Annotated in this window: 26 protein-coding genes; 11 read left to right on the forward strand and 15 right to left on the reverse strand. The window is 66.7% G+C overall.

Annotation, left to right across the window (positions count from 1 at the left end; all coding sequences use genetic code 11):
* Window positions 1-4 precede the first annotated feature (4 nt).
* Complete coding sequence (locus ACE3TJ_RS14605) at window positions 5-622, reverse strand: F0F1 ATP synthase subunit delta (RefSeq protein WP_374597378.1); 618 nt, start codon at window positions 620-622, stop codon at window positions 5-7.
* 213 nt (window positions 623-835) lie between these two features.
* On the opposite strand from ACE3TJ_RS14605, the gene ACE3TJ_RS14610 reads away from it, so the two are divergent.
* Window positions 836-1,132: a hypothetical protein gene (locus ACE3TJ_RS14610; protein WP_374597380.1), complete on the forward strand. Its 297-nt coding sequence runs from the start codon at window positions 836-838 to the stop codon at window positions 1,130-1,132.
* A gap of 9 nt (window positions 1,133-1,141) precedes the next feature.
* Here ACE3TJ_RS14610 and msrA read toward each other — a convergent pair whose 3' ends face one another.
* From msrA to ACE3TJ_RS14630, 4 genes are read right to left on the reverse strand one after another with little or no spacing between them, the layout of a single operon-like run.
* The gene (gene msrA / locus ACE3TJ_RS14615) at window positions 1,142-1,717 is read right to left on the reverse strand and encodes a peptide-methionine (S)-S-oxide reductase MsrA (protein ID WP_374597382.1); all 576 of its coding nucleotides are present in this window, start codon (window positions 1,715-1,717) and stop codon (window positions 1,142-1,144) included.
* Window positions 1,714-2,103 carry a peptide-methionine (R)-S-oxide reductase MsrB gene (gene msrB, locus ACE3TJ_RS14620; RefSeq protein WP_374597384.1) on the reverse strand — a complete coding sequence of 130 codons (390 nt, stop codon included), beginning with the start codon at window positions 2,101-2,103 and terminating at the stop codon, window positions 1,714-1,716. The genes msrA and msrB (ACE3TJ_RS14620) overlap by 4 nt, the downstream gene beginning before the upstream one ends.
* An 11-nt stretch (window positions 2,104-2,114) precedes the next feature.
* Window positions 2,115-2,609: a peptide-methionine (R)-S-oxide reductase MsrB gene (gene msrB, locus ACE3TJ_RS14625; RefSeq protein ID WP_374597386.1), complete on the reverse strand. Its 495-nt coding sequence runs from the start codon at window positions 2,607-2,609 to the stop codon at window positions 2,115-2,117.
* Between the two features lie 54 nt (window positions 2,610-2,663).
* Window positions 2,664-4,835 carry a primosomal protein N' gene (locus ACE3TJ_RS14630; protein ID WP_374597388.1) on the reverse strand — a complete coding sequence of 724 codons (2,172 nt, stop codon included), beginning with the start codon at window positions 4,833-4,835 and terminating at the stop codon, window positions 2,664-2,666.
* 107 nt (window positions 4,836-4,942) lie between these two features.
* On the opposite strand from ACE3TJ_RS14630, the gene fsa reads away from it, so the two are divergent.
* Genes fsa through ACE3TJ_RS14645 form a run of 3 tightly spaced genes read left to right on the forward strand, consistent with a single transcriptional unit; the run spans window position 4,943 to window position 7,125 of the window.
* Window positions 4,943-5,596 (forward strand): fructose-6-phosphate aldolase, encoded by a 654-nt coding sequence (gene fsa, locus ACE3TJ_RS14635; protein WP_374597390.1) that lies wholly within the window; start codon window positions 4,943-4,945, stop codon window positions 5,594-5,596.
* 42 nt (window positions 5,597-5,638) lie between these two features.
* A complete protein-coding gene (locus ACE3TJ_RS14640; RefSeq protein WP_374597392.1) occupies window positions 5,639-6,202 on the forward strand; it encodes a DUF484 family protein in 564 nt (187 codons plus the stop codon).
* An 11-nt stretch (window positions 6,203-6,213) separates the two neighbouring features.
* The gene (locus ACE3TJ_RS14645; protein ID WP_374599421.1) at window positions 6,214-7,125 is read left to right on the forward strand and encodes a tyrosine recombinase XerC; all 912 of its coding nucleotides are present in this window, start codon (window positions 6,214-6,216) and stop codon (window positions 7,123-7,125) included.
* A gap of 19 nt (window positions 7,126-7,144) precedes the next feature.
* On the opposite strand, the gene ACE3TJ_RS14650 is transcribed toward ACE3TJ_RS14645, so the two are convergent.
* Genes ACE3TJ_RS14650 through rsmI form a run of 4 tightly spaced genes read right to left on the reverse strand, consistent with a single transcriptional unit; the run spans window position 7,145 to window position 9,947 of the window.
* Window positions 7,145-7,744, reverse strand: a complete 600-nt coding sequence (locus ACE3TJ_RS14650; protein WP_374597394.1) for a DedA family protein — start codon at window positions 7,742-7,744, stop codon at window positions 7,145-7,147.
* A gap of 1 nt (window position 7,745) precedes the next feature.
* Window positions 7,746-8,693 carry a glutathione synthase gene (gene gshB, locus ACE3TJ_RS14655; RefSeq protein ID WP_374597396.1) on the reverse strand — a complete coding sequence of 316 codons (948 nt, stop codon included), beginning with the start codon at window positions 8,691-8,693 and terminating at the stop codon, window positions 7,746-7,748.
* A 34-nt stretch (window positions 8,694-8,727) separates the two neighbouring features.
* Complete coding sequence (locus tag ACE3TJ_RS14660) at window positions 8,728-9,087, reverse strand: YraN family protein (protein ID WP_374597398.1); 360 nt, start codon at window positions 9,085-9,087, stop codon at window positions 8,728-8,730.
* Window positions 9,084-9,947 carry a 16S rRNA (cytidine(1402)-2'-O)-methyltransferase gene (gene rsmI / locus ACE3TJ_RS14665; protein ID WP_374599423.1) on the reverse strand — a complete coding sequence of 288 codons (864 nt, stop codon included), beginning with the start codon at window positions 9,945-9,947 and terminating at the stop codon, window positions 9,084-9,086. The genes ACE3TJ_RS14660 and rsmI overlap by 4 nt, the downstream gene beginning before the upstream one ends.
* Between rsmI and ACE3TJ_RS14670 the strand changes: the two genes are divergently transcribed.
* Window positions 9,946-11,244: a penicillin-binding protein activator gene (locus ACE3TJ_RS14670; protein ID WP_374597400.1), complete on the forward strand. Its 1,299-nt coding sequence runs from the start codon at window positions 9,946-9,948 to the stop codon at window positions 11,242-11,244. The genes rsmI and ACE3TJ_RS14670 overlap by 2 nt on opposite strands.
* A 13-nt stretch (window positions 11,245-11,257) precedes the next feature.
* Here the strand turns inward: ACE3TJ_RS14670 and hemW are convergent, their stop codons facing one another.
* The 3 genes from hemW to rph are packed head-to-tail and all read right to left on the reverse strand — an operon-like array spanning window position 11,258 to window position 13,689.
* A complete protein-coding gene (gene hemW / locus ACE3TJ_RS14675; RefSeq protein WP_374597402.1) occupies window positions 11,258-12,385 on the reverse strand; it encodes a radical SAM family heme chaperone HemW in 1,128 nt (375 codons plus the stop codon).
* Window positions 12,373-12,969 carry an RdgB/HAM1 family non-canonical purine NTP pyrophosphatase gene (gene rdgB / locus ACE3TJ_RS14680; protein ID WP_374597404.1) on the reverse strand — a complete coding sequence of 199 codons (597 nt, stop codon included), beginning with the start codon at window positions 12,967-12,969 and terminating at the stop codon, window positions 12,373-12,375. Before rdgB ends, hemW begins: the two co-directional genes overlap by 13 nt.
* Window positions 12,970-12,972: 3 nt before the next feature.
* Window positions 12,973-13,689: a ribonuclease PH gene (gene rph, locus ACE3TJ_RS14685; RefSeq protein ID WP_374597406.1), complete on the reverse strand. Its 717-nt coding sequence runs from the start codon at window positions 13,687-13,689 to the stop codon at window positions 12,973-12,975.
* A 108-nt stretch (window positions 13,690-13,797) separates the two neighbouring features.
* Between rph and hrcA the strand changes: the two genes are divergently transcribed.
* The 3 genes from hrcA to ACE3TJ_RS14700 are packed head-to-tail and all read left to right on the forward strand — an operon-like array spanning window position 13,798 to window position 15,760.
* The gene (hrcA, locus tag ACE3TJ_RS14690; protein WP_374597408.1) at window positions 13,798-14,850 is read left to right on the forward strand and encodes a heat-inducible transcriptional repressor HrcA; all 1,053 of its coding nucleotides are present in this window, start codon (window positions 13,798-13,800) and stop codon (window positions 14,848-14,850) included.
* Complete coding sequence (grpE, locus tag ACE3TJ_RS14695) at window positions 14,847-15,377, forward strand: nucleotide exchange factor GrpE (RefSeq protein ID WP_374597410.1); 531 nt, start codon at window positions 14,847-14,849, stop codon at window positions 15,375-15,377. The genes hrcA and grpE overlap by 4 nt, the downstream gene beginning before the upstream one ends.
* Window positions 15,377-15,760 (forward strand): hypothetical protein, encoded by a 384-nt coding sequence (locus ACE3TJ_RS14700; RefSeq protein ID WP_374597412.1) that lies wholly within the window; start codon window positions 15,377-15,379, stop codon window positions 15,758-15,760. Before grpE ends, ACE3TJ_RS14700 begins: the two co-directional genes overlap by 1 nt.
* A gap of 58 nt (window positions 15,761-15,818) precedes the next feature.
* Here ACE3TJ_RS14700 and ACE3TJ_RS14705 read toward each other — a convergent pair whose 3' ends face one another.
* The 3 genes from ACE3TJ_RS14705 to ACE3TJ_RS14715 form a co-directional block, all read right to left on the reverse strand.
* Window positions 15,819-16,697, reverse strand: a complete 879-nt coding sequence (locus ACE3TJ_RS14705; protein ID WP_374597414.1) for an OmpA family protein — start codon at window positions 16,695-16,697, stop codon at window positions 15,819-15,821.
* Window positions 16,698-16,942: 245 nt separating this feature from the next.
* Window positions 16,943-17,389, reverse strand: a complete 447-nt coding sequence (locus ACE3TJ_RS14710) for a vgr related protein (protein WP_374597416.1) — start codon at window positions 17,387-17,389, stop codon at window positions 16,943-16,945.
* Between the two features lie 25 nt (window positions 17,390-17,414).
* Window positions 17,415-17,912 carry a copper chaperone PCu(A)C gene (locus tag ACE3TJ_RS14715; RefSeq protein WP_374597418.1) on the reverse strand — a complete coding sequence of 166 codons (498 nt, stop codon included), beginning with the start codon at window positions 17,910-17,912 and terminating at the stop codon, window positions 17,415-17,417.
* A gap of 255 nt (window positions 17,913-18,167) precedes the next feature.
* Between ACE3TJ_RS14715 and dnaK the strand changes: the two genes are divergently transcribed.
* The 3 genes from dnaK to ACE3TJ_RS14730 all read left to right on the forward strand — a co-directional run bounded on the left by dnaK (window position 18,168) and on the right by ACE3TJ_RS14730 (window position 21,942).
* Window positions 18,168-20,081 carry a molecular chaperone DnaK gene (gene dnaK / locus ACE3TJ_RS14720; protein WP_374597420.1) on the forward strand — a complete coding sequence of 638 codons (1,914 nt, stop codon included), beginning with the start codon at window positions 18,168-18,170 and terminating at the stop codon, window positions 20,079-20,081.
* Window positions 20,082-20,144: 63 nt separating this feature from the next.
* A complete protein-coding gene (gene dnaJ / locus ACE3TJ_RS14725; protein WP_374597422.1) occupies window positions 20,145-21,278 on the forward strand; it encodes a molecular chaperone DnaJ in 1,134 nt (377 codons plus the stop codon).
* Window positions 21,279-21,300: 22 nt separating this feature from the next.
* Entirely contained in the window at window positions 21,301-21,942 is a 642-nt protein-coding gene (locus tag ACE3TJ_RS14730; protein WP_374597424.1) for a glutathione S-transferase family protein, read from the forward strand.
* Window positions 21,943-21,966: the final 24 nt, after the last annotated feature.

Here is a 21,966-nt window from a genome sequence, read left to right on the forward strand (position 1 = left end):
TGCCTTAGCCTTTCATCGCCTGCGCCATCGCGCCAAGCTTGGTACGGATTGAACTGTCGATCATGCGGCTGCCGACCTTGACGACGAGGCCGCCGAGAATGGCGGGATCGACGGAGACGTCGAGCGCCACGTCGCGGCCGAGGCCGGCCTTGAGCTTCGCCTTCAGCGCGTCCTGCTGCTTCACGGTAAGCGCTTGCGCGGCCGTGACTTCGGCGGTCACCTCGCCCCGGTGGGCGGCGGCGAGACCGTTATAGTCGCGGATGATTGCGGTGAGCGCGCCGAGGCGACGGTTTTCGGCGAGCACACCGAGGAATTTCGCGGTCAGCGGATCGAGCTTCAGCGCCTTCGCGACCGCGCCGACGGCTTTCGCCGCTTCGCTGCGCCCGATGCGCGGCGACAGCGTCAGCGCGCGGAAGTCTTCCGATTCGGAAAGCGCGGCGCGAACCGCAGCGAGGCTCGTCTCGACAGCTTCGATCGCCTTGCCGTCACGGGCCAGATCGAACAATGCGGTGGCATAACGCCCCGAAAGTCCGTGTGCCCTGCTCCCTGTATTGCCGCCTGTATCCACGCGTCCTCTTGGGTCTCGTTCGGTGTAAGCCCGGATGTCGAATTGCCTGCGCATAGCGAAGGGCGCGCGAATGCACCCCCTTCACGACTGGCGGGGGCCGACTAGCACGCACCCTTTCTTGTTGCAAGGCAGCAAGAGGCGGAAAACACGGGCTGCCGGGCACGCGACGAAATGCCCCTGATGCGCGCCGGACAGCGCTGCGGATCGGCGATTGTTCATCAGCATGGGCGTAAGGACAGGCCTGTCTTCCGCTGGAGGTTTGTCGCCGTGAGCTTCACCCGATTCGCGTCCGTCCGATGGATGCTGCCGTTCGCTGCGCTGCTGCTTCCGGCCTGCATCGCCCGCACGGCGGTCGACATCGTGACACTGCCCGTGAAGGCGGCGAGCGCCGGGGTCGACGCCGTTACCACCAGCCAGTCGGAGGCTGACGAGAAGCGCGGCCGCGAGATCCGGAAGCAGGAAGAGCGTATCGGCAAGGCCCGCCGCAAGTGCGAGGATGCCCGCAAGCGCGGCGCGTATGACGAGAAGTGGTGCCCGATCGCGCAGGAAACCGTCCGCTACTGATCGGGCAGCCTATCCCCACACGGCCTTGAGCCGCCGGTCCTGCCCGCAGCCGGAGCGATAGGCGCGATAGCGCAGTGCGTTCCGCTTCGCGAAGTCCTGATGATAACCCTCTGCCGGATAGAATGGGGCGGCATCCCGAATCTCGGTCGTCACGGTCTTGCCGAAATGCTTCGCGATTCGCGCCTTGTCGCCTTCCGCCAGCGCGCGCTGGTCGGCGTTCGCGGCGAACACGGCCGTGTGGTAGGAGGCGCCCTTGTCGCAGAACTGGCCGGCAGGGTCGAAGGGATCGATGTTGTGCCAGAAGGCGTCGAGCAGCTTCGCGTAGCTCGTCTTCGCCGGATCATAGACGACGCGCACAGCCTCAAGGTGGCCGGTGCCGCCTTCCGTGACCTTGCGGTACGACGGGTTCTTCACGTGCCCGCCTGCAAAGCCCGACACCGCCTCGATGACGCCGGGCTGCTTTTCCATTGCGGCCTCGGCGGACCAGAAACAGCCCATCGCGAAGACAGCCTCCGCGCGCCTTGGGCTTTCGGCGGGCGCAAATCCAGCGGCTGCAAGCAGCGCAAGGGCGAGGGCGCGTTTCATTCGCTTTCGGGTTCGAACGCGAGTGAAACGCCGTTGATGCAGTGGCGCTTGCCCGTGGGAAGGGGGCCGTCGTCGAACACATGGCCGAGGTGCCCGCCGCAGTTGCCGCACAGCAGTTCGGTGCGGACCATGCCGTGGCTGTGGTCGGGGCGTTCGATGATCTCGCCGTCAGCGCGGGTGAAGCTTGGCCAGCCGCAGCCGCTGTCGAACTTGTCAGCGGACCGGTAGAGCACGGCGCCGCAGCCCGCGCAGACGAACTCGCCCTCGCGCTTCTCGTCGTTGAGCGGGCTGGACCACGGTCGCTCGGTGCCCGCCTCGCGCAGCACGCGATATTGTTCGGATGTCAGGCGCGCCTTCCATTCGGTTTCGGTGGTTGGTTTGTCCATCTTCTGTCCTGTCATGCGGTCTTGGCGGGGACGAAATCGAGCGCGTCGCCGTTGATGCAGTGGCGCTTGCCGGTGGGTGGCGGCCCATCGTTGAAAACATGCCCCAGGTGCCCGCCGCAGCGTCGGCAGAGCACTTCGGTGCGGACCATGCCGATGCTGAGATCGCGCTCCGTCAGCACGGCATCTTTCACCGCGCGCGTGAAGCTCGGCCAGCCGGTGCCGCTGTCGTACTTGTCGGCCGATCGGTAGACCGGCAGCGCGCAGCCCGCACAGGTGAAGGTGCCCTTGCGCTTTTCCTTCAGCAGCGGGCTCGTGAAGGGGCGTTCGGTGCCTGCCTCGCGCAGGATATAATATTGTTCGCCGGTCAGGCGGCGTTTCCACTCGGCGTCGCTGTAGCGGACGGGAAAGTCGCCGACCGGCTTCTCATCGCCGGCAAGCGCCCAGCGTCCCAACAGGCCGCCGCCCAGCAACCCTGCGCCGAGCCCAAGAAATTCACGTCGGATCATGCACACATCCTCCGTGGGACTATACGTATGAGCCGCCCAAAAGGTTACAAGCTTCTAAACGAAACTATAGGGGTCGATGTCCACGGCGACGCGCACGTTCCGGGGCACCTCGATACTCCCCAGCCACTCCGCGATCAGCCCCTGCACGTCGGCCCGCCGTGCGGCATGGACGAGCAGTCGGTGGCGGAAACGCCCGCGCAGCAGCGACAGGGGCGCGGGTGCGGGGCCGAGGATGGTGAGGCCGTCGATGCCCGTGGGCGCGGCGCGACCGATTGCGCGGGCGGTCGCCGCGACCTCTGCCTCGTCCGGCCCGGAAACGATGATCGCGGCGAGCCGCCCGAACGGCGGCATCGCGGCGGCGCGGCGCGCTTCGGTTTCAGCGGCGTAGAAGCCGGGCGCGTCACCCGCGACGAGCGCGGCGAGCACGGGCGCTTCGGGTTGGTGCGTCTGGATATAGACGTGCCCCGGCTTCTCGCCGCGCCCGGCGCGCCCGGCGACCTGGCTGATCTGCTGGAAGCTGCGCTCGCCCGCGCGAAGATCGCCGCCCTTCAGCGCAAGATCGGCATCGACGACGCCGACAAGCGTCAGCTCGGGGAAGTGGTAGCCCTTGGTGATGAGCTGCGTGCCGATGAAAATGTCGATTTCGCCGGCAAGCGCGCTGTCGACCAGCGCCTTCGCCTGCGCGGGTGAGTGGATCGTGTCCGAGGTGACGAGCGCGACGTTTGCGTCCGGGAACAGCGCGGAAACCTCCTCGGCGATGCGCTCCACGCCGGGGCCGCAGGCGACGAGGCTGTGTTCCTCGCCGCACTCGGGGCAGGCCTCGGGGACGGCTTCCACGAGGCCGCAGTGGTGGCATTGCAAGCGTTTCACCAGCCTGTGCTCGACCATCCACGCCGTGCAGTTCGGGCACTCGATGCGCGTGCCGCAGTGGCGGCAGAGCGTGAGCGGGGCGTAGCCGCGCCGGTTGAGGAACAGGAGCGACTGTTCGCCGCGTGCGATCCTGTCCTTCATCGCCTCGACAAGCGGCGGCGCGAGCCAGCGGCCGTGCTCGGGCGGGGTGGTGCGCAGGTCGATCGCCTCGATCTCAGGCATCTGCGCACCGCCGAAGCGGCTCGCGAGTTCGAGGTGGCGGTAGCGGCCGCGCGTGACCTGCGCCAGCGTTTCGATGGCGGGCGTCGCGGTGGCGAGGACGATGGGGATCGCCTCGATCTGCGCGCGCATCACCGCCACGTCGCGCGCGTGATAGGGAACGCCGTCTTCCTGCTTGAAGCTCGTCTCGTGCGCCTCGTCCACCACGATCAGGCGAAGGTCGGGGTAGGGGAGGAACAGCGCCGAGCGCGCACCCACCACTACCTTCGCCGCGCCGCTCGCCGCCGCGCGCCACGCCGTGCGGCGTTCCGACGAGCGCAGGTCGCTGTGCCACTGCACCGGCTTGCAGCCGAAGCGCGCTTCGAAGCGGCGCAGGAACGGTTCGGTGAGCGCAATCTCCGGCAGCAGCACGAGCGCCTGCCCGCCCGCGTCGATGGCGGCGGCGACCGCCTCCAGATACGTCTCGGTCTTGCCCGACCCGGTCACACCGTCGAGCAGGAAAGGTGCGAAGTCGTGCGCTTTCACCGCCGCGACCAGCGCCGAAGCCGCTGCCTCCTGCTCAGCCTCCAGCACCGGCGGGCCGAAATCGGGGTCGGGGAGCGGTGGCGCGCGGTCCACCGACACCGTGACCGGTTCGATGGCGCCCGCCGAGATGAGCCCGCGAATCACCGCGTCAGACACGCCCGACCATTCGGCAAGCTCGCGCACCAGCCCCTGCGCGTCGCCGAGCGAGGAGAGCGCCGCCTCGCGCTTCTCCGTCATGCGTTCGGGGAGGATGCCGGAAACACGGTATTCGGTGACGGTGCGCGCCCCGTCGAGCGCGGCGGAGACCGACAGCACCATGCGCAGCACGGCGGCGGGCGGCACGAGGTAATAGGCTGCGACCCACTCGACGAGCCGCCGCACGCTTGCCGGGATCGGCGGCACCGGCGCGATGCCGTGGATAGGCCGCAGCTTGGCGTCCGCGACCTCGTCCGCCGGCAGGCTTTCGGCCTCCCACACCACGCCGTGCAGCTCGCGCGGCCCCAGCGGCACGCGCACCACGCTCCCCACCGGCACGGCCTCAGCGGGCGCCCGGTAATCGAGCGGGCCGAGCGCGGCATTGCGGGTCAAAACACGGAGGCGGGGGGCGGGCATCGCGCCCTTATGTAAGCACGCGCCCGCGAAGGCAAAGCCGCGCTATGGACGCCCCGCGATTCGAATCGCTAAGGGCTGTTCAAACGCCTCTTTCGAAAGCCCGACCCATGAAATTCTTCGTCGACACCGCCGACACCAAGGACATCGCCGACCTCGCCGCCACCGGGCTTCTCGACGGCGTGACGACGAACCCGTCGCTGATCCACAAGTCCGGGCGCGGTTTCGTCGAGGTCGTGACGGAGATCTGCGGCATCGTGGAAGGCCCGGTTTCGGCCGAAGTCGTCGCGCTCGATCACGAGACGATGATGAAGGAGGCCGAAGTTCTCCGCAAAATCGCCGACAACATCGCGATCAAGGTGCCGCTCACCATCGACGGGCTGAAGACCTGCAAGGCGCTCACCAGCGACGGCACGATGGTGAACGTCACGCTCTGCTTCTCGGCGAATCAGGCGCTGCTTGCGGCGAAGGCGGGCGCGACCTTCATCTCGCCGTTCGTCGGCCGCCACGACGACAACGGCCTCGACGGGATGCAGCTGATCAGCGACATCCGCCTCATCTACGACAACTACGATTTCGCCACCGAAATCCTCGTCGCCAGTATCCGTCACCCGATCCACGTGCTCGAATCGGCGAAGATCGGCGCGGACGTGATGACGGCACCCCCGGCGGTGATCCGCGCGCTCTTCAACCACGTTCTCACCGACAAGGGCATCGCCGGCTTCCTCGCCGATTGGGAAAAGACCGGCCAGTCCATCCTGTAACGCTCAGCTTCTCTTAACCATGTCCGCGATAGGGTCGCGGACATGGCTGTTCTCGATTTCCAGTCCGAAGCGCTGGTTCGCCTGCGCACCCGTGTCGCCGTGCTTGGCGAGGCGAATAGCGACCTGCTCGCGTATGCGCGCGGTCACGCCGGCGCCGTGCAGCAGATTCACGCCGCCGCGCTCGCCGCGCTGGACGCGCGGGACTTCGAGCATCTGATCCATGTCGTGACGCAGGACTGGGTGGATATCCTCCGCATCGATGCCGTCGGCCTCGGGCTCACCACAAGCGGGCAGGGCATCCGCGCCAGTGCGAGCGGCGTGCAGTTCATCGATCCCGAACAGGTCGAGCTCTGGTGTCACCTGCTCCCCGTGGGGCAGGCGCGCAGCGTGAAGCACGGCTCGCCCGTGTTCGGCCCGGCGGCCGAGCTTATCCGTTCCGAAGCGCTGATCGCGCTCAAACCCACGCCGCCCGCGCCCACCGGCATCATCGCGCTCGGCTCGCGCGCGCCGCACAACTTCGGCGATTATCATGGCAACGAGCTTCTCGCCTTTCTCGGCGATGTGGTTTCGCGCATGATCGCGCGGTGGATGCAGATCGAGCCCTAGACCTTCCGGCGCTGAATCAGCCCGCGCACGCCCGCGTCGCGGAATGGCTCCAGCACCTCGAAGCCGCCGAGCGCCGCTCCGCGCACACGCTCCGCGCCTATCAGACGAGCCTCAACGGTTTCGTGCATTTCATGGGCGGGCACCTTGGCGCCGCCGTGACCGACAGCGCGCTTGCCGCGCTCAGCCTTGCCGACCTCCGCGCCTATCTCGCGCACCGCCGCGCCGAAGGGCTCGCCAATGTCTCCGTCGCGCGTGAAGTCGCCTCGCTCCGCAGTTTCTTCCGCTGGGCAAGAAAGCATCGCAGCGTTGACTGCAAGGCGATCGCGGGCCTCGCCTCGCCGCGCCTCAAGAAGCGCGTGCCGCGCCCGCTCGCGCCTGCTGACGCAACCGGCGTCGCCGACCTCGCGGGCGAGGATGCGCGCGAGCCGTGGATCGGCGCGCGCGATACGGCGGTGCTGCTGCTGCTCTATGGATCGGGGCTTCGCATCGCGGAGGCGCTGTCGCTCACCGGCGACGTGCTGCCGATCGGCGCGGCGATCACCGTCACCGGCAAGCGCGGCAAGACGCGCGTCGTGCCGGTGCTGCCAAAGGTGCGCGAGGCGATCGAAGCCTATCTCGCGCTTGCGCCGTTCAGTCCTGCGCCCGGCACGCCGTTGTTCCGAGGTGCCAAGGGCGGGCCGCTGTCGCCGGGGATGATCCGTGCCGCGATGCGCACCGCACGCGCTGCCCTCGGCCTGCCGCCCTCAGCGACGCCACACGCGCTCCGCCACAGTTTCGCGACGCATCTTCTCGCCCGCGGCGCGGACCTGCGTTCGATCCAGGAACTGCTCGGCCACGCCAGCCTGTCGTCGACGCAGGTCTATACGGAGGTCGATGCGGCGCGGCTGCTCGACGTTTATCGCCACGCGCACCCGCGCGCTTAGGGCTGAATGTCGATTGGTCCTAGGCGTGCGGCTTCCACGTGATGACGCGCCACAGGTATCCCGCCACGCACACCACGATCACGGCGGTGCCGACCGGGCCGACATACGCTTCGATCTCGGCATAATCCTGCCCGAGCTTATAGCCCGCGACAGCGAGCAGCGTTGTCCAGCCGGCGGTGCCGATGGTCGAATAGATCACGAACTGACGGAAGTTCATCTCCATGAAGCCCGCGGGCACGGAGACGAGTGAGCGCAGCGTCGGGAGCATCCGCCCGAACAGCACGAAGGCCGCGCCGTGCTGGTCGAACCATTTGTGCGCCTTATCGATGTCGCCGAGGCTAACGGTTAGCCAGCGGCCGAAGCGGCGGACGATCGGATCGAAGCGGTGGATGCCGATCTGCTTGGCGAGCAGATACCAGAAGATGTTGCCGAACATCGCGCCCGTGGTGCCCGCGATGATCGCGCCGACGAGGCTGAACGCGCCTTTGGCGGCTTCCAGTCCAGCGAACGACATAATGATCTCGCTCGGGATCGGCGGAAACACCGTTTCCAGAAACATCAGGAAGGCGACGCCGAGATAGCCGGTCTCGGCGATCAGCTGTTGAACCCATTCACCCATATCAGCGGCCGAGCCTCCTCAAAATCGCATCCCAGATCATGCCCGCCGTATCGGTGCCGTTGAAACGATCGATCGCGACGATGCCGGTTGGTGAGGTGACGTTGATTTCGGTGAGGTTGCCATCGATCACGTCGATGCCGACGAACAGCAGTCCGCGCCGTTTCAGCTCCGGCGCCAGCCGCGCGCAGATTTCCTCTTCCCGGGGCGTCAGCTGTGTTTTCGCCGCATTGCCCCCCGCTGCAAGGTTGGATCGGATCTCGCCCGCCTTCGGCAGTCGGTTGATCGCGCCCGCGATCTCTCCGTCGACAAGCACGATGCGCTTGTCGCCGTCGCTGACCTTCGGGAGAAAGCGCTGCACCATGAACGGTTCGCGCCAAACGTTGGAGAACAGTTCGACGAGCGCGGGAAGGTTGCCGTCGTCCTCGCCGAGCTTGAACACCGCGGCGCCGGCATTGCCGTGCAGCGGCTTCACGACGATCGCGCCGTAGCGGCGACGGAACGCCAGCACTTCCTCGAGCCGCCTTGTGATCAGCGTCGGCGGCATCAGGTCGGCGAACTGCGTGACGAACAGCTTCTCGGGCGCGTTCCGCACTTCGCGCGGGTTGTTCACGACCAGCGTTTCGCCGTCCAGCATTTCGAGGAGGTGCGTGGCGGTGATGTAGCCGATGTCGAACGGTGGATCCTGCCGCATCAGCACGACGTCGACGTCGCTGCCGAGATCGATGTCCCGCGCTTCACCCAGCGTATAATGGTCGCCGGCCACGCGCCGCACGGAGACAGGCCGGGCATGTGCGATCACGCGGCCGTCGCGCCAGGAAAGCTGATCGGCGAGATAATGCCACAGCGTATAGCCGCGTTCCTCGGCCTTCAGCATCAGCGCGAAGGTCGAATCGCCCGCGATGTTGATGCGCTCGATGGGGTCCATCTGGACGGCGACGGTGAGGCTCATGGGAAATTCCTTCGATTCGAACGCCGTCTAGCAGCTAAGCCCAATCGCCGTCGACCACGCCCTCGATGTGGCGGGGCAGCCGACCGCGCGAGACGACCAGCGCGTCGATGCGCGCGCCGTCGCAACCTGCGATGTAGCGGCCAAGCACGAGATTGGCGGCGCGCGAGACCCGGCGCAGGCGTGCAGGCTCCAGCGCGGCGGATGCATCGGTATCGTCGTCGCGGGCCTTCACTTCCACGAACGCAAGCGTCCGGCCGCGCCTTGCGACAATATCGATTTCGCCCGCCGGTGTGCGAACACGCTCGCCGAGGATGCGATAGCCTTTGAGCCTGAGCCACAGCGCGGCGATGCGCTCGGCGCGGCGGCCGTGACGCTCGGCGGCCTGCCGCTTCATTCGCCCCCGCGCAGTTCGAGCGCGCGGGCGTAGACCTGCTTGCGGGGGAGGTCGAGCGCGGCGCTCACCTCTGCGACGGCGGATTTCAGAGGCTGCGTTGCCATCGCGGCAGCAAGCGCGGCGTCGAGCGTGTCGGCGTCTGCCGGCGGTGCCGGTTCCGGCGGACCGACGACGATCACGATCTCGCCCTTGGGCGGAGCGTCCGCATAGCGTGCGGCAAGTGCGCCGAGCGTACCGGTCACGGTTTCCTCGAACGCCTTGGTGATTTCGCGCGCGACGGCGGCAGGACGATCGCCGAGGCCGTCTTTCAGTGCCTCCAGCGTCCGCGCGAGCCGATTGCCGGATTCGTAGAACACCAGCGTCGCATCGAGCCCCGCGAACTCCGCGATCGTGTCCGCTGAGGCTTTCGCTTTTGCTGGAAGGAAGCCCGCGAACAGGAAGCGGTCGGTCGGCAGTCCCGCGAGCGTCAGGGCGGCGATGGCGGCGCATGGCCCCGGAATCGTCGTCACGGCGATGCCTTCGGCACGCGCTTCCCGCACCAGCTTGAAGCCCGGATCGGAAATCAGCGGCGTTCCCGCATCGCTCACCAGCGCAACCGATTCATTTCGCATGCGTTCCAGCAGCCGTGCGCGCACGCGGCTGTCACTATGGTCGTGATAGGGCACCATCGGGCGGTCGCTGCCGATGCGGGCGAGCAGCTTTGCTGTCACGCGCGTATCTTCAGCGGCGATTAAGGCTGCGGACTTCAGCACGTCGGCTGCGCGCCACGTGATGTCGCCCAGGTTGCCGATGGGCGTCGCCACGATGTAAAGGCCGGGTTCGAGTTCGCCGGATCTAGATTCTGGGGGTAAGGGTGCCATGGACATGTCGATTTACAGCATGGAGGGCCGCGGGCGATTTTGGAATCGCTGTTTTTCAGGCCTGAAGCGGACACTGCTCCCGATGGCGGCGCTTGCCGCCGCAGCCTGCACGCAAACGGTCCAGAAAGCGCCCGAGGTCGTCGAGGCTCCGCCCCCGCCGCCGGTCGTGGAGACGCCGAAGGAAATTCCGCAGAACCGCGTCGCGCTGCTGCTGCCGATGACGGGCGGCACCGCGCGCGTCGGCCAATCGCTGGCGAACGCCGCGAACATGGCGCTGCTCGATGTGAAGAGCACCAGCATCAAGCTCACCGTCTATGATACCGCGCCCGGCGCGGCCGCCGCTGCGCGCCGTGCGGTCGCGGAGGGCAACAAGCTGTTCCTCGGGCCGCTGCTTGCGGCGGACGTCACCGCCGTGCGCGGTGTCGCGAAGGCGGCGGGCATCCCGATCATCTCGTATTCGAACGATGCCGATGTCGCCGGAAACGGCGTCTATATCCTCGGCTTCCAGCCCGATCAGTCGATCGATCGCGTCGTGCGCTATGCGCGCGCGCAGGGTGTTGAGCGCTTCGGCGCGCTCGTGCCGGCGGGCAACTATGGCCAGCGCGCCTCGGGCGCCATGCTGCGCGCGGTGCGCGAATCGGGCGGCAAGGTCACGGCGGTGGAAACCTACGAGCGCTCGCGCGCCAAGCTGCAGGCCGCCGTGCGCCGCCTTACTGACTATGAAGCGCGTGTCGCACGGGCGAGCCAGGGCGGCATCGTGCGCGCCGACGGCACGGTCGCGCCGGTGCAGGAGCGTCTGGGGCCGGTGTCCTTCCAGGCGCTGCTGATCGCGGACGGCAGCCAGATCGCCTCGGCGTTTCTCGGCCCGCTCACCCAGTATGGCGCCGGGCCGGGCAAGGTGCGCTACCTCGGGCCCGAGCTTTGGAACGCCGAGCCGGGCATCCGCAGCGTGCCGGGGTTGCACGGCGCCTGGTACGCGAGCGTGCCGGATGCGCGCTTCCAGCAGCTCGCCTCGCGTTACCGCGCGAAGTTCGGCGGCGCGCCGTCGCGGCTCGCCAGCCTCGGCTACGATTCGGTGCTGCTGGTGAATGCGATCGCGGATAGCTGGACCATCGGCTCCAGCTTCCCCGAAGCGCGCCTGCGCGATTCTGATGGGTTCGCGGGCGTCGACGGCATCTTCCGCTTCGGCGCGTCGGGCATTGCCGATCGCGGCCTCGAAGTGGGGCAGGTCGGCGCATCGGGCACCACGGTCGTCTCGCCCGCGCCGCGCACCTTCGCGAAGCGCCCGGGTGCCTGATCTGGGCGCCTGATCAGACCATAAGCCGGGCGATCACCCCATTCAGCAGCGGCTGACCCGCTTCGGTCAGCCGCAAACGGCCATCGCCGAATTCGACGAGTCCCAGCCGCGTCGTTTCTTCAAGGCCGGAGGCGGTGACGACATCGCCGAGCCGCGTCCCCGTGCGTGCGGCGAACGCAGCCTCGTCGATGCCTTCCAGCAGCCGCAACCCCATCATCAGCGCCTCGTCGGCGCGCGTATTCGCTCCCAGCGGCGTTTCGCTGGCGACCGACCTTTTCAGCCACGCTTCGGGTAGCCGCGTGCGCAGCGTCGCCATGCCCCCGCGCCGCCCGTGCGCGCCCGGGCCGACGCCCACATAGTCGCCGTAGCGCCAATAGGTGAGGTTGTGGCGGCTTTCTGCACCCGGCCGCGCGTGGTTCGAAACCTCGTAGGCGGGAAGCCCCGCCGCTGCCGTCATCGCGCGCGTCATCTCGAACATGCCGAGCGAGGCGTCTTCCTCCGGCAGCGTCAGCCGCCCGAGCCGCGCCCGCGTTGCGAACGCGGTGCCGGGCTCGATCGTGAGTTGGTAGAGCGAGAGGTGTTCTGTCCCGAACGCCAGCGCGCGCGTGAGTTCGGCTTCCCATTCTTCCGGTGTCTGGCCTTCGCGCGCATAGATCAGGTCGAAGCTCACGCGCGGGAAATGCCTCTGCGCGATGTCGAGCGCGGCGAGCCCCTCGGTAAGGTCGTGCGCGCGGCCGAGCGCTTTCAGTGCCGTATCGTCGAGTGCCTGCAGCCCCAGCGACACGCGGTTCACGCCCGCTGCCGCGAAGCCCGAGAAGCGCTCCGCCTCGACACTCGAAGGGTTGGCTTCGAGGGTGATCTCAGCGTTTTCAAAGCCCCACAGCCGATCAGCGGCTTCGATGATCGCGCCGACGGTTTCGGGGGCCATCAGCGATGGCGTGCCCCCGCCGAAGAACAGGCTCGAAAGGCGTCGCCCCGGCGTCAGGCGCGCCTCGTATTCCATGTCCGCGATCAGCGCCTCGCGCCACGCCGCCTCGTCCACGCGCTCGCGCACATGGCTGTTGAAGTCGCAGTACGGGCATTTGGAGACGCAGAACGGCCAATGGACGTAAAGCGCCAGCGGCTGCGCTACTTCAGACATGCCTCAACCAGCTGCGCGAATGCGCGTGCGCGGTGGCTCATCGCGTGCTTCGCATCGGGCGCCATCTCGCCGAAGCTGATGGTGTGATCCTCGGGCACGAACATCGGATCATAGCCAAAGCCCTTGTCGCCGCGCGGCGGCCACACGAGCGCGCCGTGCACATGGCCTTCGAAGGTCTCGACGTGCCCGTCCGGCCACGCCAGCGACAACGCGCAGGTGAAGTGCGCATTGCGGTCGGTGGCATCGCCGAGCGCCTCGTGCACCTTCCGCATGGCGAGCGCGAAGTCCTTTTCCGGTCCCGCCCAGCGCGCCGAATAGATGCCGGGATCGCCGCCGAGCGCATGGACATTGAGCCCCGAATCGTCGGCAAGCGCCGGAAGCCCCGATCCGCGCGCGGCGGCGAGGGCTTTCAGTTCGGCATTGCCGCGAAACGTCGTCTCGGTTTCCTCCGGCTCCGGCAGACCCGCGTCCCCCGCCGACACCGGTTCGATACCGAACGGCGCCAGCAGATCGCGGATTTCCCGTACCTTGCCGGGATTGTGGCTCGCCACGATCAGCGTGCCGGGGAGGAGCTTCCGCGCCATCGCCTAGCGTCCGGTCGCCTTCGCCTGCGCCGCGTAGATCTTGCCGCAGCCGATGCGCGCGAGGCGCAGCATACGGAGCAGCGTCTCCTCGTCGAACGGGTCGCGCTCGGCGGTGCCCTGCACCTCCACGATGCCGCCCTTGTCGGTCATCACGAAATTCGCGTCGGTCTCGGCGGCCGAATCCTCGGGGTAATCGAGGTCGAGCACCGCCGTGCCTTCGTAAACGCCGCAGCTGATCGCCGCGACCTGCGCGCGGATCGGGTCCGCCGTCAGCAGGCCATCCGCCATCAATTTGTCGATCGCGATGCGCAGCGCCACCCATGCGCCGGAGATCGCCGCGGTGCGCGTCCCGCCGTCGGCCTGCAGCACGTCGCAGTCGATGGTGATCTGGCGTTCGCCGAGCGCCTTCAGGTCCACGATGGTGCGCAGCGAGCGGCCGATCAGGCGCTGGATTTCCTGCGTGCGGCCGGATTGCTTGCCCTTCGCGGCCTCGCGTGAGCCGCGCGTGTGCGTGGCGCGGGGGAGCATCCCGTATTCCGCGGTCACCCAACCTTCGCCCTTGCCGCGCAGGAACGGCGGTACGCGCTCTTCAAGGCTCGCCGTCACCAGCACATGCGTGTCGCCGAACTTCACGAGGCAAGAGCCCTCGGCATGGCGCGAAAAGCCGGGGATCATCTCGATGGTGCGCATCTCGTCGGGCGCGCGGCCGGAGGGTCGCATGAAAACTCCTGTACGGGGGAATGATATCTGCCGCGCCGTGTACCGGCTCGCGCCACCGGGGTCCAGATCACTTGAGAGGGGCGGGGCTCCACCCTACATTGCCCCCCGATGACGAGCGGCCCAACCATATCAGAGCTTTCCGATCGCGCGCGCGCCGTGTTCCGACAGGTGGTCGAGGAATATATCGCCTCAGGCACGCCGGTCGGTTCGAAGACGCTCGCGGCGCGCGCCGACAGTCTCGGTCTCTCGTCCGCGTCGATCCGCAGCGTGCTCCATGATCTGGAGCGCGTCGGCCTGCTCGGCAGCCCGCACACCTCGGCGGGCCGCGTGCCCACTGATTTCGGCCTGCGCCTCTTCGTCGACGGCATGATGCAGGCGAGCGAGGCGGGCGCGGAGGAACGCGCCGCCATCGAAGCGGGCCTCAGCGCGCCCGACCGCGCCGTGGAGGATGTGCTGTCGCGCGCGACCGCCGTGCTTTCTGGCCTCTCGTCCTGCGCCGCCGTGGTCATGGTGCCGCGCACCGAGCGTGTGCTCCGGCAGGCGAGTTTCACGGCGCTGTCGCCGACGCGCATTCTCGCGATCCTCGTCGCCGATGATGGCACGGTCGAAAACCGCATCGTCGAACTCGAATATCCCGTGTCCCCCGCGGCGCTCATCGAGGCGGGGAACTATCTCACCGCGCGCCTCGCCGGCTCCACGCTTGCCGATGCAGCGGCACTGCTCAAGCTGGAGATCGAGACCGAACGCGCGCTTATCGATGCGGCGACGCGCGACCTTATCGCGCGCGGCATCGCGAGCTGGTCGGCGGACGATGCCGACCGCGCCGTGCTCATCGTGCGCGGCCAGTCGCACCTCCTCGACGATGCGGCGGAGGCGGACCTGCAGCGCGTGCGCTCGCTCCTCGCCGATCTCGACGACAAGGTCGAAATGCTGCGCGTGCTCGATGACGCACGCGAGGCGCGGGCGATGAAAATCTTCATCGGCTCCGAAAACAAGCTCTTCTCGCTCTCCGGTTCATCGGTTATCGCCGCGCCATACAGCGGCGCCGAAGGCCGTATCGTCGGCGTCGTGGGCGTCATCGGCCCCACGCGCCTCAACTATGCACGCATCGTGCCCATGGTGGATTACACCGCCCGAACACTCAGCAGGTTGATAGGATGATTGACGAAAACGAAAAGCTGACCCCCGAAGAGATCGCCGCCGCCGAACAGCCGGAGGAAGCGCCGCAGGCCGATCCGCTCGCCGAGAAGGACGCCGAGATCGCCGATCTCAAGGACCGCCTGCTCCGCGCCGTCGCGGAATCCGAAAACGTCCGCCGCCGCCTTGAACGCGAGAAGGCGGACGCGGTCGCCTACGCCGTCACCGGTTTCGCGCGCGATCTGCTCGGCGTCGCCGATAACCTCCGCCGCGCGCTCGATGCTGCCGCGAAGGACGATGTTGTGGCCAGCCCGCTGCTCTCGGGCGTGGAAATTACCGAGAAGGAACTGCTGAAAGCCTTCGAGAAGCACGGTATCGCACGCGTCGAAAGCGTCGGCCAGAAGCTCGATCCGAACCGGCACCAGGCGATGCTCGAAGTCGTACAGGAGGGCGCAGAGCCCGGCACGATCGTTGCCGAACTGCAGACCGGCTATGTCCTCAAGGACCGCCTGCTGCGCCCCGCGATGGTCACTGTGGCGAAGGAAGCTTGATGGCTGATCCCGATCCCATCTGCGGCGTGTGGCAGCTCGACCAGTGGGTCGAGTTTCGCGACGGCGATCCCTACATCCTCGATGCGAGTGGGCGCATCTTCTACCATCCCGAAGGTCATGTGAGCGCGATCCTCACGCGGCAGACGGACGGCGCCGATCCGCTCGTCATCGCCTATGCCGGCCGCTGGCGCCGCGAGGGCGACGACGTCCATCACGCCGTCGAGCACGCCACCGTCCAGCGCTGGGTCGGCACGACGCTCACGCGCCGCGTCGTCGAATTCGATCCCACAGGCGATGGCCGCCTGCTGCTCCGCACACCCCCCGAAACCAGCCGCTCGGGCGCCGAGTTCTTTCACGATCTGATCTGGGTGCGGGCGGTCTAGCCGCAGAGCATCGCGCTGGAAAACGGCGGGGTGGACACGAAGCCCACCCCAAAGCGCCTCAGATCCCGTCGAGACCCTTACTGACCAGAATATTCACCGCAACGCGGCGGTTCTGTGCCTTGCCTTCAACCGAGTCGTTACTTGCCGCCGGGTCGGCTTCCGCCATTCCGGTGGGCGTCAGCATACGATACGGCTTCCAGCCGCAGGCCTGCTGCAGGAAATTGACCACCCGCGCGGCGCGCTTCTCGCTCAGGACCTGATTATAGTCTTCGCTTCCCGTGGAATCGGTGTAGCCGACGACCAGCAGCAGCGCGTTGTCCATCGCTTCAGCTTCGCTCGCGGCCGCGCAGAGATCGGTTTTCGCCTGGTCCGACAGCACGGCCTTGCCGGTGTCGAAGTTCACGCTCATCGTGTTTTTCACATTATACTGATCGATATCCGCCACGCGGCCCCGAAGCGCCTCCGTCGCCGCGGACTGCTCCGCAAAGCGCTGGTCGGTCGCATTGTGGATCATCGACGCGGTCTTCAAATCCTTGTTCTTGAGCGCGATCTGGCTTGCCACCAGCCCTTGCCCCCACTGCACCGTCTTGATGGTGACGGGCAGGCCGTTCAGCAGCGCGTCCGAGGCGAGTTTCTTGCTGCTCGCTCCCAGGAATCCGCCGCTCGATTTCACCTTGGTCGCCTCGCTGATGAAAATCGTCTGCTTCGCGCCGCCGGGGACCGTGATCAGCATCTTCTGATCCTTGCGTGCCGCGATGAAGCCTTCGACATCGGGCCCTGCGGGCATCCCCGAAAGATCGGCCGGCGGATAGGCGTTCACGTCTATGGACGGGTCGGCCCCGCTCATATCCTGCGGCTGCGCGTGCAGGCTCGCCGGGACCATGGCCGAAACGGCCAGCAGCAAGAACAGTCTTGGACTTTTCGAAATGACACTCATCGCGTTCCTCCTTCAAACTCGACCCATCGACCGCGCGTTGGCGCGCGTGTCGTTCGACCCGCATGATCCGCGACGCCATATCCGCCTGCCGAATTCCCCTCGTCGGCATCGAACCCTGACATCCCGGATGCATTGCATGTTCGGGCGCATCCTTCGGGCACAACATTGTGGTTAACGCCAGTATTACGGAGACGTTTCGAGAGTCTGTTGCGGCGAGCCGATGTTATGGGCGCATGAGGCCGGCTCTAAGCGATCCCTCTCGCGCCGCTCTCCGCCCGGAACGGCAACAGCGCGTCGTATGTGGCGAGTGGCGGAGTCCCCGGTACGTCGCCGCCCATGCGCTTCACATAGGCATCGCGCACGATTTCGGCCTGCTGTTCGAGGCCGTAGGCCGAAAAGCCCAACCCCGCTTTCAGAGGCAGATAGTCGTAGCGCGCCAGCGGCCCCCGCTTCAGGATCAGGTTCACGCCCTGCTGGTGCTGCCACACATGGGTCAGTTCGTGGACGATGAGACCCTGCAGAAACAGCGAGGCGCGGCTGAAATCCTCGCGCCATGATGCGTTGTTGGGGTGGAACCAGATGTGCCCATCGGGCGCCATCACCACCCATGCCGGTTGCAGCCACCACCATTTCGCCCACCGGATGGTGACGCGCGCGAGATCGATCGCGTCGCCGAAGGCCCGGCGCGCCATCGCCTGCTCGCCGTCCGTCAGCGGTCTAATGATGGGCGTGCTCTCCGGCCTTCATGTCGGGCGCCGTTGCGCTCATCGCGTGCGCGGAAACGACGACGCGGCCGGCCTTTTCGAACACGAAGGTCAACGGTACGCGCGAATCGGGCTTGGTTGCGGGCAGGCTGAACACCATCACATGCATTCCGCCCGGCTTCATCTCGATCTTCTGTCCGGCATTCACCGGCAGGCCAACGAGCGGGACCATGCGCATCACGCCGTTCTCGGCTTTCGTCGCGTGCAGCTCGAAGCGCGCGGGCTTGGGGCCTTCCACGGCGATCAGCCGGTCCGCCATCGCACCGCCCGCGATCGTCGCATACAGCGCGGCCGGACGGCCCGCGACGACAGGCAGGCGAATCCAGGCATTGCTCACGGCCGGAGGGACGGGGGGTGCAGCAAGCGCGCGTCCGCCGACTGCCGCTGCCACGAGCAGCAAAAGCGCGGTCACACACGCCGCAATTCCAAGGTTTCTGTCGATACGCGCCACGATCTTGTATCCTTTGCCAGAGACATCCACGCTCCGCACGAACACTTCATGCCACAGCTCGGGGCGTTTGCACCATGCGGCAGCACGTCCTCATCGCAGGCGCAAATCGCATCGGGGGTGTGCACACGCTCTTGTATGGCGCTGGCGCTGTTCCTACATCGCCCGCGTGGATCAACGACGCTGCGGCAAATCTGCGCAGCGGCGGGATCAATCGTTTGTTCCTGCTTGGAATTTGAAAGAGGAAGCACGGGAGATATGGGCAAGGTAATCGGTATCGACCTTGGCACGACCAATAGCTGCGTCGCCGTGATGGAAGGCAGCAAGCCCAAGGTTATCGAGAACGCGGAAGGCGCGCGCACGACGCCGTCGATGGTCGCCTTCACGAAGGACGGCGAGCGTCTCGTCGGCCAGCCGGCAAAGCGTCAGGCAGTGACGAACCCGGACAACACGGTGTTTGCCGTGAAGCGTCTGATCGGCCGCCGTTTCGACGATCCGGTCACCAAGAAGGACATGGCGCTCGTCCCCTATCACATCGTGAAGGGCGGCAATGGCGACGCTTGGGTGAAGGCCGGCGGCGAGGATTACAGCCCGTCGCAGGTGTCTGCCTTCATCCTGCAGAAGATGAAGGAAACCGCCGAGTCCTACCTCGGCGAAACCGTCACGCAGGCGGTCATCACCGTTCCTGCCTACTTCAACGACGCGCAGCGCCAGGCAACCAAGGACGCGGGCAAGATCGCGGGCCTTGAAGTGCTGCGCATCATCAACGAGCCGACTGCGGCCGCGCTTGCCTACGGGCTCGAGAAGAACGACGGCAAGACCATTGCGGTCTACGACCTCGGCGGCGGCACCTTCGACGTGTCGATCCTCGAAATCGGCGACGGCGTGTTCGAGGTGAAGTCGACGAACGGCGACACGTTCCTCGGCGGCGAGGATTTCGACGCCAAGATCGTCGATTCGCTCGCCGAAGGCTTCAAGAAGGACGAAGGCATCGACCTCCGTTCCGACCGTCTTGCGTTGCAGCGCCTTAAGGAAGCTGCCGAGAAGGCGAAGATCGAGCTGTCGTCCGCGCAGGCGACGGAGGTGAACCTCCCGTTCATCACCGCCGACCAGAACGGCCCGAAGCACCTCGTGAAGACGATCACGCGTGCCGACCTCGAAAAGCTGGTGGGCGATCTCGTCGCCCGCACGATGGAGCCGTGCCGCAAGGCGCTGAAAGATGCCGGGCTCGACAAGGACAAGATCGACGAGGTCGTCCTCGTCGGCGGTATGACGCGCATGCCGCTCGTCCGCGAAGAGGTGAAGAAATTCTTCGGCAAGGAACCGCACACGGGCGTCAACCCCGATGAGGTCGTTGCGATGGGCGCCGCCATTCAGGCGGGCGTGCTGCAGGGCGACGTCAAGGACGTGCTTCTGCTCGACGTGACGCCGCTGTCGCTCGGCATCGAGACGCTGGGCGGCGTGTTCACGCGCATGATCGATCGCAACACGACGATCCCGACCAAGAAGAGCCAGGTCTACTCGACCGCCGAGGACAATCAGGGCGCGGTGACAATCCGTGTCTTCCAGGGCGAGCGCGAGATGGCGGCGGACAACAAGGCGCTCGGCCAGTTCGATCTCGTCGGCATTCCGCCGGCGCCGCGCGGCGTGCCGCAGATCGAGGTGACGTTCGACATCGACGCCAACGGCATCGTCAACGTCTCGGCGAAGGACAAGGGCACCGGCAAGGAGCAGCAGATCCGCATCCAGGCCTCGGGCGGTCTTTCGGACAACGACATCGAGCAGATGGTGAAGGACGCCGAGAAGTTCGCCGACGAGGACAAGAAGCGCCGCGCGAAGGCGGAGGCCCGCAACCAGGCGGACAGCCTCATCCACTCGACGGAGAAGCAGCTCGCCGAGCATGGCGACAAGGTGGATGCCTCCACGAAGGGCGGCATCGAAACCGCCGTCGCCGCGCTGAAGTCGGTGCTCGACAGCGACGATGTCGACGACATCAATGCCAAGACGCAGGCGCTCGCGCAGGAAGCGATGAAGCTCGGCGAGGCGATCTACAAGGCCGAGCAGTCCGCCGCATCGGGCGAAGGCGATGCACAGGCCTCCACTTCGTCTACATCGGACGAAGATGTCGTCGATGCCGAGTTCTCGGAAGTCGACGAAGACAAGAAGGCGTAAAGTCAGGAACGGCGGTCATCCGGAAACGGATGGCCGCCGTGCCAGCGGGGGCGATCCGGGCGTATGGTTGAAGCCGATTACTACGAACTCCTTGGTGTCGAGCGCACTGCTGACGGTGGCACGATCAAGTCCGCTTATCGGCGGCTCGCCATGCAGTACCACCCCGACAAGAACGGCGGCTGCACGGATGCCGAGGCGAAGTTCAAGGCGATCAACGAAGCCTATGATTGCCTGAAGGACGATCAAAAACGCGCCGCCTACGATCGCTACGGCAAGGCTGCGTTCCAGAACGGCGGCCCCGGCAACGGCGCGGGCGGTGCCGGCTTCGGCGACTTCGCCGACATTTTCGAAGGCATTTTCGGCGAGTTCATGGGCGGCGGGCGCCAGCGGCAGCGCAGCAGCGCGATGCGCGGCGCGGACCTGCGCTTCGATCTGAATCTCAGCCTTGAGGAAGCCTTCGCGGGCAACACCCGCACCATAGAAATCGATGTCGCCACGGCCTGCGAGCCGTGCAACGGCTCGGGCGCTGCACCGGGCGCGACGGCCAACACGTGCGGCACCTGCGGCGGCCACGGCAAGGTGCGTGTGCAGCAGGGTATGTTCCTGATGGAGCGCACCTGCCCGAACTGCCACGGCGCGGGGCGCGTCATTTCCGATCCCTGCAAGGAATGTCACGGCGCGGGCCGCGTCGACAAGCACAAGTCGCTCGACGTGCGCATCCCGGCGGGCGTCGACGACGGCACGCGCATCCGCCTTTCGGGCGAGGGCGAGGCGGGCGCGCGGGGCGGCCCCCCGGGCGATCTCTACATTTTCGTCCACCTCGAACCGCACGACATCTTCGAGCGCGACGGCACCAATCTTTATGTGAAGGTGCCCGTCCCGATGACGCTCGCCGCGCTCGGCGGCACGGTCGAGGTGCCTTCGATCGACCGCGAGGCGGTTGAGCTCAAGGTGCCGGCGGGAACGCAGAGCGGCAAGCAGTTCTCGCGGCGCGGACAAGGCATGCCGCCGCTGAACGGCGGAGGGCGCGGCGACCTCATCATCGAGGTCGAGGTGGAGACGCCGACGCGACTTTCAAAGCGTCAGCGCGAACTTCTGGAAGAGTTTCAGGCGCTTGAGCCCGAAGCGGGGAGCTGCCCCGAAAGCCAGGGGTTCTTCGCGAAGATTCGTGCCAAATGGGATGAACTGACCGAGTAGAATCGCAATCGGGGAGGACCACATGATAAAGGTTTACGGCTCGACGCTGTCGCCGTTCGTTCGCAAGGTCGTTGTGGTACTCGCCGAGAAGGGGCTCGATTACGAGCTGGTTCCCGCAGGGTTGCCCGCCCGCGATCCGGAGTTCCTCTCGATATCCCCGTTCGGGAAGATGCCGGCGTTTCGCGACGGCGATTTCACCATCTCCGATTCCTCCGCCATCGTTCACTATCTCGACGCGAAGTATCCAGAACCCCGTCTCATTCCGCAGGCGCCCGAGGATCTGGCGCGTGCCGTGTGGTATGACGAGTTCGGCGACACCATCGTTGTCGCCACTGCAGGTAAGGTGTTCTTCAACCGCGTCGTCGCGCCGCGCTTCCTGAAGCAGGCGGGCAGCGAGGATATGGCACAGCAGGGCATCGCCGAACTGCCCCGCCTGTTCGACTACCTCGAGGACGTGGTGCCGGAGCCGGGCGGCTTCCTTGTCGGCGGAGTGCTCAGCCTTGCCGATATCTCCGTGGCGAGCCCGTTCGTGAATCTGTCGCACTGCGCGCTCGATATTGATTGTGCGAAGTATCCGAAGCTTGGCGCCTGGCTGCCCACGATCCTTTCCCGGCCGTCTTTTGCGTCGGTCGTGAGGGAGGAGAGGGCGTTCCTCGCCGCCTAGACAGCGCGGTGTGACTTCGCCACA

This window comes from Sphingosinicella sp. (genome assembly GCF_041916975.1).
Classification (GTDB): domain Bacteria; phylum Pseudomonadota; class Alphaproteobacteria; order Sphingomonadales; family Sphingomonadaceae; genus Sphingosinicella.

Bases quoted from the DNA above. Each gene is read 5' to 3' on its own strand.
- ACE3TJ_RS14605 (WP_374597378.1), bottom strand. From the start codon at position 622: ATGCGCAGGCAATTCGACATCCGGGCTTACACCGAACGAGACCCAAGA.
- msrA (WP_374597382.1), bottom strand. From the start codon at position 1,717: ATGAAACGCGCCCTCGCCCTTGCGCTGCTTGCAGCCGCTGGATTTGCG.
- msrB (WP_374597384.1), bottom strand. From the start codon at position 2,103: ATGGACAAACCAACCACCGAAACCGAATGGAAGGCGCGCCTGACATCC.
- msrB (WP_374597386.1), bottom strand. From the start codon at position 2,609: ATGATCCGACGTGAATTTCTTGGGCTCGGCGCAGGGTTGCTGGGCGGC.
- ACE3TJ_RS14630 (WP_374597388.1), bottom strand. From the start codon at position 4,835: ATGCCCGCCCCCCGCCTCCGTGTTTTGACCCGCAATGCCGCGCTCGGC.
- fsa (WP_374597390.1), top strand. From the start codon at position 4,943: ATGAAATTCTTCGTCGACACCGCCGACACCAAGGACATCGCCGACCTC.
- ACE3TJ_RS14640 (WP_374597392.1), top strand. From the start codon at position 5,639: ATGGCTGTTCTCGATTTCCAGTCCGAAGCGCTGGTTCGCCTGCGCACC.
- ACE3TJ_RS14650 (WP_374597394.1), bottom strand. From the start codon at position 7,744: ATGGGTGAATGGGTTCAACAGCTGATCGCCGAGACCGGCTATCTCGGC.
- gshB (WP_374597396.1), bottom strand. From the start codon at position 8,693: ATGAGCCTCACCGTCGCCGTCCAGATGGACCCCATCGAGCGCATCAAC.
- ACE3TJ_RS14660 (WP_374597398.1), bottom strand. From the start codon at position 9,087: ATGAAGCGGCAGGCCGCCGAGCGTCACGGCCGCCGCGCCGAGCGCATC.
- ACE3TJ_RS14670 (WP_374597400.1), top strand. From the start codon at position 9,946: ATGGACATGTCGATTTACAGCATGGAGGGCCGCGGGCGATTTTGGAAT.
- rsmI (WP_374599423.1), bottom strand. From the start codon at position 9,947: ATGGCACCCTTACCCCCAGAATCTAGATCCGGCGAACTCGAACCCGGC.
- hemW (WP_374597402.1), bottom strand. From the start codon at position 12,385: ATGTCTGAAGTAGCGCAGCCGCTGGCGCTTTACGTCCATTGGCCGTTC.
- rdgB (WP_374597404.1), bottom strand. From the start codon at position 12,969: ATGGCGCGGAAGCTCCTCCCCGGCACGCTGATCGTGGCGAGCCACAAT.
- rph (WP_374597406.1), bottom strand. From the start codon at position 13,689: ATGCGACCCTCCGGCCGCGCGCCCGACGAGATGCGCACCATCGAGATG.
- hrcA (WP_374597408.1), top strand. From the start codon at position 13,798: ATGACGAGCGGCCCAACCATATCAGAGCTTTCCGATCGCGCGCGCGCC.
- grpE (WP_374597410.1), top strand. From the start codon at position 14,847: ATGATTGACGAAAACGAAAAGCTGACCCCCGAAGAGATCGCCGCCGCC.
- ACE3TJ_RS14700 (WP_374597412.1), top strand. From the start codon at position 15,377: ATGGCTGATCCCGATCCCATCTGCGGCGTGTGGCAGCTCGACCAGTGG.
- ACE3TJ_RS14705 (WP_374597414.1), bottom strand. From the start codon at position 16,697: ATGAGTGTCATTTCGAAAAGTCCAAGACTGTTCTTGCTGCTGGCCGTT.
- ACE3TJ_RS14710 (WP_374597416.1), bottom strand. From the start codon at position 17,389: ATGGCGCGCCGGGCCTTCGGCGACGCGATCGATCTCGCGCGCGTCACC.
- dnaK (WP_374597420.1), top strand. From the start codon at position 18,168: ATGGGCAAGGTAATCGGTATCGACCTTGGCACGACCAATAGCTGCGTC.
- dnaJ (WP_374597422.1), top strand. From the start codon at position 20,145: ATGGTTGAAGCCGATTACTACGAACTCCTTGGTGTCGAGCGCACTGCT.
- ACE3TJ_RS14730 (WP_374597424.1), top strand. From the start codon at position 21,301: ATGATAAAGGTTTACGGCTCGACGCTGTCGCCGTTCGTTCGCAAGGTC.